Source organism: Pantoea sp. CTOTU49201 (assembly GCF_032054795.1).
Classification (GTDB): domain Bacteria; phylum Pseudomonadota; class Gammaproteobacteria; order Enterobacterales; family Enterobacteriaceae; genus Pantoea; species Pantoea symbiotica.
Map to the genome: position 1 here is coordinate 1 of NZ_DAMBSA010000215.1, position 7,887 is coordinate 7,887.

General features: G+C 57.5%; 9 protein-coding genes. 3 read left to right on the forward strand and 6 right to left on the reverse strand.

Annotated elements, in window-relative coordinates; all coding sequences use genetic code 11:
- Positions 1-1,422 (forward strand): autotransporter outer membrane beta-barrel domain-containing protein (locus RTY00_RS15115; protein WP_312664996.1); only part of this gene is annotated, 1,422 nt, incomplete at its 5' end.
- Between the two features lie 52 nt (positions 1,423-1,474).
- On the opposite strand, the gene recJ is transcribed toward RTY00_RS15115, so the two are convergent.
- Genes recJ through xerD form a run of 3 tightly spaced genes read right to left on the reverse strand, consistent with a single transcriptional unit; the run spans position 1,475 to position 4,838 of the window.
- Positions 1,475-3,202, reverse strand: a complete 1,728-nt coding sequence (recJ, locus tag RTY00_RS15120) for a single-stranded-DNA-specific exonuclease RecJ (protein WP_312664997.1) — start codon at positions 3,200-3,202, stop codon at positions 1,475-1,477.
- A gap of 6 nt (positions 3,203-3,208) precedes the next feature.
- Positions 3,209-3,922, reverse strand: a complete 714-nt coding sequence (dsbC, locus tag RTY00_RS15125; RefSeq protein ID WP_154155349.1) for a bifunctional protein-disulfide isomerase/oxidoreductase DsbC — start codon at positions 3,920-3,922, stop codon at positions 3,209-3,211.
- A 22-nt stretch (positions 3,923-3,944) separates the two neighbouring features.
- Positions 3,945-4,838, reverse strand: coding sequence for a site-specific tyrosine recombinase XerD (gene xerD, locus RTY00_RS15130; protein ID WP_008108233.1), 894 nt, complete (start codon positions 4,836-4,838; stop codon positions 3,945-3,947).
- A 100-nt stretch (positions 4,839-4,938) separates the two neighbouring features.
- Between xerD and fldB the strand changes: the two genes are divergently transcribed.
- Positions 4,939-5,457 carry a flavodoxin FldB gene (fldB, locus tag RTY00_RS15135; protein ID WP_008108237.1) on the forward strand — a complete coding sequence of 173 codons (519 nt, stop codon included), beginning with the start codon at positions 4,939-4,941 and terminating at the stop codon, positions 5,455-5,457.
- Here the strand turns inward: fldB and RTY00_RS15140 are convergent.
- Positions 5,454-5,873 (reverse strand): protein YgfX, encoded by a 420-nt coding sequence (locus RTY00_RS15140; RefSeq protein WP_312664998.1) that lies wholly within the window; start codon positions 5,871-5,873, stop codon positions 5,454-5,456. The genes fldB and RTY00_RS15140 overlap by 4 nt on opposite strands.
- Entirely contained in the window at positions 5,848-6,114 is a 267-nt protein-coding gene (sdhE, locus tag RTY00_RS15145; RefSeq protein WP_061719865.1) for an FAD assembly factor SdhE, read from the reverse strand. Before sdhE ends, RTY00_RS15140 begins: the two co-directional genes overlap by 26 nt.
- Positions 6,115-6,332: 218 nt before the next feature.
- Between sdhE and ygfZ the strand changes: the two genes are divergently transcribed.
- Positions 6,333-7,316, forward strand: coding sequence for a tRNA-modifying protein YgfZ (gene ygfZ / locus RTY00_RS15150; protein WP_312665000.1), 984 nt, complete (start codon positions 6,333-6,335; stop codon positions 7,314-7,316).
- Between the two features lie 63 nt (positions 7,317-7,379).
- Here the strand turns inward: ygfZ and trhA are convergent.
- The coding region (gene trhA, locus RTY00_RS15155) for a PAQR family membrane homeostasis protein TrhA (protein ID WP_312665001.1) at positions 7,380-7,887 on the reverse strand (508 nt) is incomplete at its 5' end.

Sequence of the window (7,887 nt, forward strand, 5' to 3'; positions counted from 1 at the left end):
GGCTTGCAGGTGCACGGCGATTACCAGCAACGCAGCAACGGCGTGCTGAATATCGCGCTGAACAGTCCGCTGCGCGTAGCGGGCCATTCGACGCTGGACGGCATGCTAAACCTCGCGCCACCGTCATCGACCTATGTGGTGAAACAGCAGGAAACGCTGCTGACCAGCGATGCGGGTGTCAGCGGCCAGTTCAGTCAGGTCAATACCGGCGTGTTCCTTGATGGTTCGGTCAGCTACAACGCCAACAGTGTGACCGGCCAGCTGACGCGTAAAAACACTGCGGCAGCAGCGGCAGCGCTGGGCATCAACAGCGCCAGCACCCAGCAAACGGCCGCGAATCTGGAGCAGGCGTTTAGCGTGGCGGATAGCTGGCAGCAACAGGGATCGCTGAGCAGTGCGCAGCAGTCGGCGCTGGGCGCGGCCGGAGCTTTCCAGACGTTGGCGGATGCCAGCAGTGCGCAGGCCGCCATCAATTCCCTTTCCGGCCAGGCGCACGCCTCCAGCAACGCAGTACTGTTTAACGCGCTGGATTATCAAAGCCGCCTGTTAAGCAACCGCATCGCCGATGCCAGCGCCGACAATCGTTACGGATTCTGGATCGAAAGCGGTCAACTGCGCGGTTCGCTGGATCAGGCGGGCTACCTCGGCACCGATTACCGCAACACGCTTACCGCACTGGGCGTAGATAGCGATTTGGGCGTTTCCGGTCTGCGCGTGGGCGTGGCCTGGACGCAGAATCAGATAGATTCCACCTACGACCAAACCGGCGGCACCAGCCGTAATCGCCTGCAAGGCGCGATGCTGTATGGCCGCTACGATTTGACGCCAGAGTGGTATCTGCAGGGCGATCTTAGCTATCAACATGGTCGCGATGAGTTGAAGCGTTTGGTATTGCTGGATGAAGCGTCGCCGGTATCATCGACCACCAGCAGCAACAGCTGGCAGGCGGCGCTGCAGAGCGGCTATCGCTGGACGATTGAGGATAATTATCGCCTCGAACCGTATCTCGGCTGGCGTGAAACCGGACTGGATACCGGAGCATTTGAGGATAAAGGCAGCGCGTTCGGTCTGAGCGGTGACGGCGACAGCTATCGACGCAGCGTGGGATATAGCGGTTTGAGTATCAGCGCACGGCAGGATTGGTCGGCTGGATTGTGGAGCATGCTGAGTCTGTATGGCGAATATCAGTACGCGTTCAACAATCCGTCGATGGATGTCAGCGCGCGCTGGGGTGGATTTGGCGATAACCAGAACCGATTCACGATTCCTGGTATGCAGCTCGATCGCCGGTCGCAGTGGTTAGGCGTGCGGTTGGATGTGGCGCAGACATCACGTGCGCGCCTGTTCCTGCGCGCCGACCAGCACTTCGCCGATCATGGTGACGAGAAAGTGCTGCGCGGCGGTGTGGATGTGAGTTTCTGAGTGCTGCGCACCCAACGGTGTAGGGTCGCCATTCATGGCGACCTCACGCACCTTACATCGGCCAGATATGATCGATAATCAGCTGCACCGAACGATTGCCACGATACTCGTTGATATCCAGCTTGTAGGCCAGCTGCACCTGACGCACGCTGCTGTCTGGCCACAGCGTGGTATCCACGTTGAAGGCAATCCCGTCTAACAGCGGGCCGCCGCCGAGCGGCTCGACCATCACTTTCAAATGGCGCTCGCCCACTAACCGCTGTTGCAGCAGCTTGAACTTGCCATCGAACACCGGCTCCGGGAACGCCTGGCCCCACGGACCGGCTTCTCGCAGCATTTCGGCGGTGTACAGCGTAAACTCCTGCGCATGCAGTTCGCCGTCCGACCAAATCACGCCCTGCAGCGCTTCGCCATCCAGCCACTCGTCGATCAACGCGGCAAAACGCGCACGGAACTCCTCGTACTTCGCGGTTTCCAGTGACAATCCGGCGGCCATGGCGTGACCACCAAATTTGATCATCAAACCAGGGAACAGCGTGTCGAGACGCTCCAGTGCATCGCGCAGATGCAAACCGGCAATCGAGCGGCCAGAACCTTTCAACGTGCCGTCTCCGGCAGGCGCGAAAGCTATTACTGGACGATGGAAGCGCTCTTTCAGTCTTGAAGCCAGAATCCCGACCACGCCCTGATGCCACTCAGGATGGTAGAACGCCAGACCCAGCGGCAGATCGGTGTGCTGGCGCTCCAGCTCATCACACAGCGCCAGCGCTTCACTCTTCATGCCCTGCTCAATCTCTTTGCGCGTCTGATTCAGCGCATCAAGTTCATTGGCCAGCATGCGCGCCTCGGAGATATCTTCGGTGAGCAGCAACGCCACGCCAACCGACATATCGTCCAGACGACCGGCGGCATTAAGACGCGGCCCAACGGCAAAACCGAGATCGCTGGCAGCAAGTTGACGCGCATCGCGGTTGGCAATCTCCAGCAGCGCGCGAATTCCGGCGCGGCATTTGCCGGCGCGGATACGGCTCAAACCTTGCCACACCAGAATGCGGTTGTTGGCATCCAGCGGCACCACATCGGCCACCGTGCCCAGCGCCACCAAGTCGAGCAACTCCGCCAGATTTGGCTCGGCGCGGTTATCGCTAAACCAGTTTTGCTGACGCAGATGCGCACGCAGCGCCAGCATCAGATAGAAGGCCACACCAACACCCGCCAGCGAACGTGAAGGGAATTCGCTGTCGTTGAGGTTCGGGTTCACAATCGCTTCGGCGGCGGGCAAAGTTTCGCCCGGCAAGTGGTGATCGGTAACCAGAACCGGAATACCGTGCTGATGCGCGGTATCCACACCGGCATGTGATGAGATGCCGTTGTCGACGGTAAGAATCATCTCCGCACCGCGCGCTTTAGCCTGCTCGACCACTTCCGGACTCAAGCCGTAGCCATCTTCGAAACGGTTCGGCACCAGATAATCAACGTTGCCGCCGAGGCTGCGCAGCGCCAGCACGGTTAACGCGGTGCTGGTGGCGCCATCGGCATCGAAATCGCCTACCACCACGATGCGTTTGCCTGCCAGCAGCATCTGATGCAGCAGCGTCACGGCGGCTTCGATGCCACCGAGCGTTTGCCACGGCAGCAGATGTTTAGCGCCGCGCTCCAGTTCCAGCGCCTGTTTCACGCCGCGTTGCAGATACAAGCGGCGCAGCAAAGGGGGCAAATCAGCGGGTAAGCTGGCTTCGGTCTCGGCTTCGCGCCGACGCAATTCAACAGAATGAATCACTGTGCGTTAACCGCCACGCTTCTGGCCGTCAAGCACCTGCTTCAGCTCTTGCGGTCCCTGATAGCCAGGAATCATCATGCCGCTATCAGTGAGAATGGCTGGCGTGCCCTGAATGCCAAACAGGATGCCGAGTTTGTACTGCTGCTCGATATTGATTTTGCAGGTCGCTGGCGCATCCATCTGCGGCGCATCGCCTTTCATCGCTGCATCGAAGGCTTTGTTACGATCGGCGCTGCACCAGATGGCGCGCATGGCTTTTTCTACCTGACCATTCAGACCTTCACGCGGGAAGGCCAGATAGCGCACGGTGATGCCGAGCGCGTTGTAGTCGGCCATCTGCTCATGCAGCTTGCGGCAGTAGCCGCAGGTGATGTCGGTGAACACGGTGATGACGTGCTGCTCTTTCGGCGCTTTGTAGACAATCATGTCTGGCGCCAGCGCCGTGACTTTTTTGTCCAGCAGCTGGTTAGTGACGTTGACCGGTTGGCTGCCGCTGACATCATACAGCGGCCCCTGAATCATGTGTTTGCCGTCTTCGGAGACGTAGAGCACGCCGCTTTCGGTCAGCACCGTTTTGATGCCCGGCAGCGGTGACGGCTGGATTTCAGCCTGCTGCAATCCCAGTTTTTTCAGCGTTTGCTGAATGGCGTTGTCATCGGCATGCGCCAATCCAGTGAATGCACTGACCAGCAGAGCCAGCATCGTTAGCTGCTTTTTCATCTTAAATCCTTGTTACCGCATCTCAAGCGCGCGGATGATGCTGTTGATGTAACAGACGCAGGCGCTCAGTGGCGACGTGCGTATAAATTTGGGTGGTCGAGAGGTCGCTGTGGCCCAGCAACATCTGTACGACGCGCAAATCGGCGCCATGGTTCAGTAAATGTGTGGCAAATGCGTGGCGCAGCACGTGCGGCGACAGCTTTTCACTATCGATACCGGCAAGGGTCGCATAGTGTTTGATGCGATGCCAGAAGGTCTGCCGCGTCATCTGCTGCGCGCGCTGGCTGGGAAACATCACGTCCAGCGTTTGCCCGTTGAGCAGCCACGGCCGACCATGTTCCATATAGTATTCAATCCAGTACACCGCTTCTTCACCTAACGGCACAAGGCGCTCTTTGTTGCCTTTGCCGATCACACGTACAACGCCCTGACGCAGGCTGATGTCACTGATGGTCAAACCTACCAGCTCCGTCACGCGTAAACCGGTGGCGTACAGCAATTCCAGCATCGCCTTATCACGCAGTTCGAGCGGCACATCAATGCTCGGTGCCTGCAACAAGCGTTCGACCTGGTTTTCACTGAGATCTTTCGGCAGACGCTGCGGCAATTTCGGTGCCGAGAGCAGCGCGCTGGGATCGTCGCTGCGCACTTTTTCCCGATAGAGATATTGGCACAAGCGGCGAATGGCGCTCAGGGTGCGCGCCGAGCTGGTGGCTTTGTAGCCGCCCTCGACGCGTTCGGCGAGAAACTGCTGCAAATCAAGCGCTTCCAGCGTTAGCAACGTGCGATCGTGGTGATGCAGCCAACCGGTGAGCGTTTGCAGATCCTGCCGGTAAGAGGCGAGCGTGTTCTGCGCCAGATTACGCTCAATCCAAAGCGCATCCAGAAACTGTTCGATCAGATCGCTGTCCTGCACTGTACTCTCCGCCCGTGTGAAATCGTGCTCATTATGCCTGAAAGTAGCCTGCTTCTGGTACAATTGCCCCCGAGTCAGTTTCAGACAGAGCATTAATTGCATGAATATCGGTTTGTTTTATGGTTCGAGCACCTGTTACACCGAGATGACGGCGGAGAAGATTCGCGACTTTATCGGTGAAGAATTAGTCACGCTGCACAATTTGAAAGATGACGATCCGTCGCTGATGGAGCAGTACGATTTGCTGATCCTCGGTATTCCGACGTGGGATTTCGGTGAGTTGCAGGAAGATTGGGAAGCGATTTGGCCGCAGATTCCGGCGCTGAACTTGCGCGGGAAAATTGTGGCGCTGTACGGCATGGGCGATCAGGGCGAATACGCCGAATGGTTCCTTGATGCGCTCGGCATGCTGCACGAACTGTTGCAGCCGATGGGCGTGCAGTTTGTGGGTTACTGGCCGCTGGAAGGCTATGAGTTTACCAGCAAAAAACCGCTGACCGCCGATGGCTCGCAGTTTGTCGGCCTGGCGCTTGATGATGTTAACCAGTTCGAACTGAGCGATGAGCGCGTCGAACAGTGGTGTGAACAAATTCTGACGGAAACTGCAGCGCTGCTTTAAGGCAGCGTTTGCCCCTCGCGCAGAAAACAGCAGGCGCGTAACGTGCGCCATTCACCGGGCGGCAGGTTGTCGTGCATTAACCACAGCCGCCAGCGTTTCCCCTGCTGATTACGCAACACCAGCAAAACGCCATACGGTAACCAATCTGCCCTGCGTTCTGCTCGCCAGCGCACATCGCGCCACAGCCAATTGCCCTTCATGTCTAGCGCCAGACGACCTACGCGCTGCACCAAACGGCGCTCGTTGCGCCAGCATTCTGCCAGCAGCAGCACTAACACCGGCGCTTTACTCCACGCCCACGCGTCAGGCCACTCAAGCGCCAGCAGCAAACCGGCGCACAGTAGCGAGAGCGTCACATTCAGTGCGCGCGCACTGCGTGACGCCCGCAGATTACATTGCCACCGGACCGCGTTCACGGTTGCGCTGCTGAATCAGTTTCACCATGCGTTTGAACTCGGGATCGACCGGTTCACCGTGATTCATCAACCAGTTGAACAGATCGGGATCGTCACTCTTTAACAGAGCGATAAACACCTGCTTATCGGTGTCGTCCAGCGAATCATATTCGAATTTGAAAAACGGCATGATAGCGATATCCAGCTCCAGCATGCCGCGACGGCATGCCCATTGGACGCGGGCTTTGTCGTTAATTTCCATGTCTCGGGTTCCATGACTAAAAACAGTGGCGCTCAGTGTACCTGCTTTTTTTTCTCGCTGCAGGCGCTGTGCTTATCACTGTGCAATGCCTCGGCGTTACATCCCCCAATTTGCAATGGGTATCACGCGATTTGTGCGCCATATTCAGTAAACAGGTTGCAAAGCCGCACTGCTCTTTTACCATTGCAACCTATTACCTCATTAATCAGGAAAGAGACATGTCGATTTTTACCCTTCCACCTCGCCAGCCTGCTGCATCGTCACGCCTGCCTTTGACCCTGATTTCGCTCGACGAATGGGCGCTGGTGAAGGTGCAGGGCAATGACAGCACGTCTTATCTGCAAGGTCAGCTGACGCTGGACGTCGCGGCGATGGGCGAGACGCAACATCGTCCCGCCGCGCACTGCGATGCCAAAGGCAAAATGTGGAGCAACATTCGTCTGTTCCATCGCACTGAAGGTTACGCGTACGTGGTGCGTCGCAACCTGCGTGAGCAGCAGCTTACCGAACTGAAGAAATATGCGGTGTTCGCCAAAGTCACCATCGTTGCGGATGATGAATCGGTGCTGCTGGGCGTTGCTGGTTTCCAGGCGCGCGCCGCGCTGGCGGGCGTGTTCAGCACGCTGCCGGATGCTGAAACGCCGGTGGTACAACAAGGTGACAGCACGCTGCTGTGGTTTGCCCAGCCAGCCGAACGTTTCCTGCTGGTGACCACGCCAGAACAGGCAAATGCGCTGAAAGAAAAACTGGCGGGAGAAGCGCAGTTCAACGACAGCCTGCAATGGCTGGCGCTGGATATCGAAGCGGGCATTCCGGTAATTGAAAGCGCCACCAGCGCGCAGCTGATTCCACAAGCCACCAACCTGCAGGCGCTGGATGCCATCAGCTTCAAAAAAGGCTGTTACACCGGCCAGGAGATGGTGGCGCGGGCCAAATTCCGCGGCGCCAACAAACGCGCACTCTATTGGCTGGCGGGCAAAGCCAGCAAAGTTCCGGACGTTGGCGGTTCGATGGAGCTGCAAATGGGCGATAAATGGCGTCGTACTGGCACGGTATTGAGCGGTGTGCAGCTGGATGACGGCAGCGTTTGGGTGCAGGTGGTGATGAACAACGATTTGGAGCCGGATAGCGTATTGCGCGTGGAAGGCGATGAAAGTGGCAAGTTGACCATTCAGCCGCTGCCGTATTCATTGGCAGAATAATCTGGTGCGCTTTAATGCGCACCAAACCCGCAGGGTCGCCATTTATGGCGACCTGGATCGAGCTTACATGACGTAAAAATAAATCGCGCAGAAATGCAACACGCTGCCGCCAAGCACAAAGCCATGCCATATGGCGTGACTGTAAGGAATGCGGCGCGAGACGTAGAAAATCACCCCCAGCGAATAAACAATCCCACCGGCAGCCAGCAGCCAAATCCCGCCCGGCGACAGTTTGATCGCCAGCTGATAAATCACCACCAGCGACAGCCAACCCATACCGAGATAAGTCACCAGCGATAGCGCTTCAAAGCGATGAGCAAAGGCGATTTTGAACAGGATGCCGGCTAGCGCCAGACTCCAAATCACCACCATCAAACCTTGTGCCAGCGGCGAATTGAGCCCCACCAACAAGAACGGCGTATAAGTGCCGGCAATCAACAGATAGATGGCGCAGTGGTCAAATTTCTTTAGCCAGTATTTGGCTTTTTGATGGGGAATGGCGTGATACAGCGTTGAGGCGAGATAGAGCAAAATGATGCTGCTGCCGTACAGGCTGTAACTGGTGATCGCG

What these genes read in the sequence shown, in the direction of transcription:
- dsbC (WP_154155349.1), bottom strand. Translation starts at nt 3,922, where the DNA reads ATGAAAAAGCAGCTAACGATGCTGGCTCTGCTGGTCAGTGCATTCACT.
- fldB (WP_008108237.1), top strand. Translation starts at nt 4,939, where the DNA reads ATGAATATCGGTTTGTTTTATGGTTCGAGCACCTGTTACACCGAGATG.
- sdhE (WP_061719865.1), bottom strand. Translation starts at nt 6,114, where the DNA reads ATGGAAATTAACGACAAAGCCCGCGTCCAATGGGCATGCCGTCGCGGC.
- ygfZ (WP_312665000.1), top strand. Translation starts at nt 6,333, where the DNA reads ATGTCGATTTTTACCCTTCCACCTCGCCAGCCTGCTGCATCGTCACGC.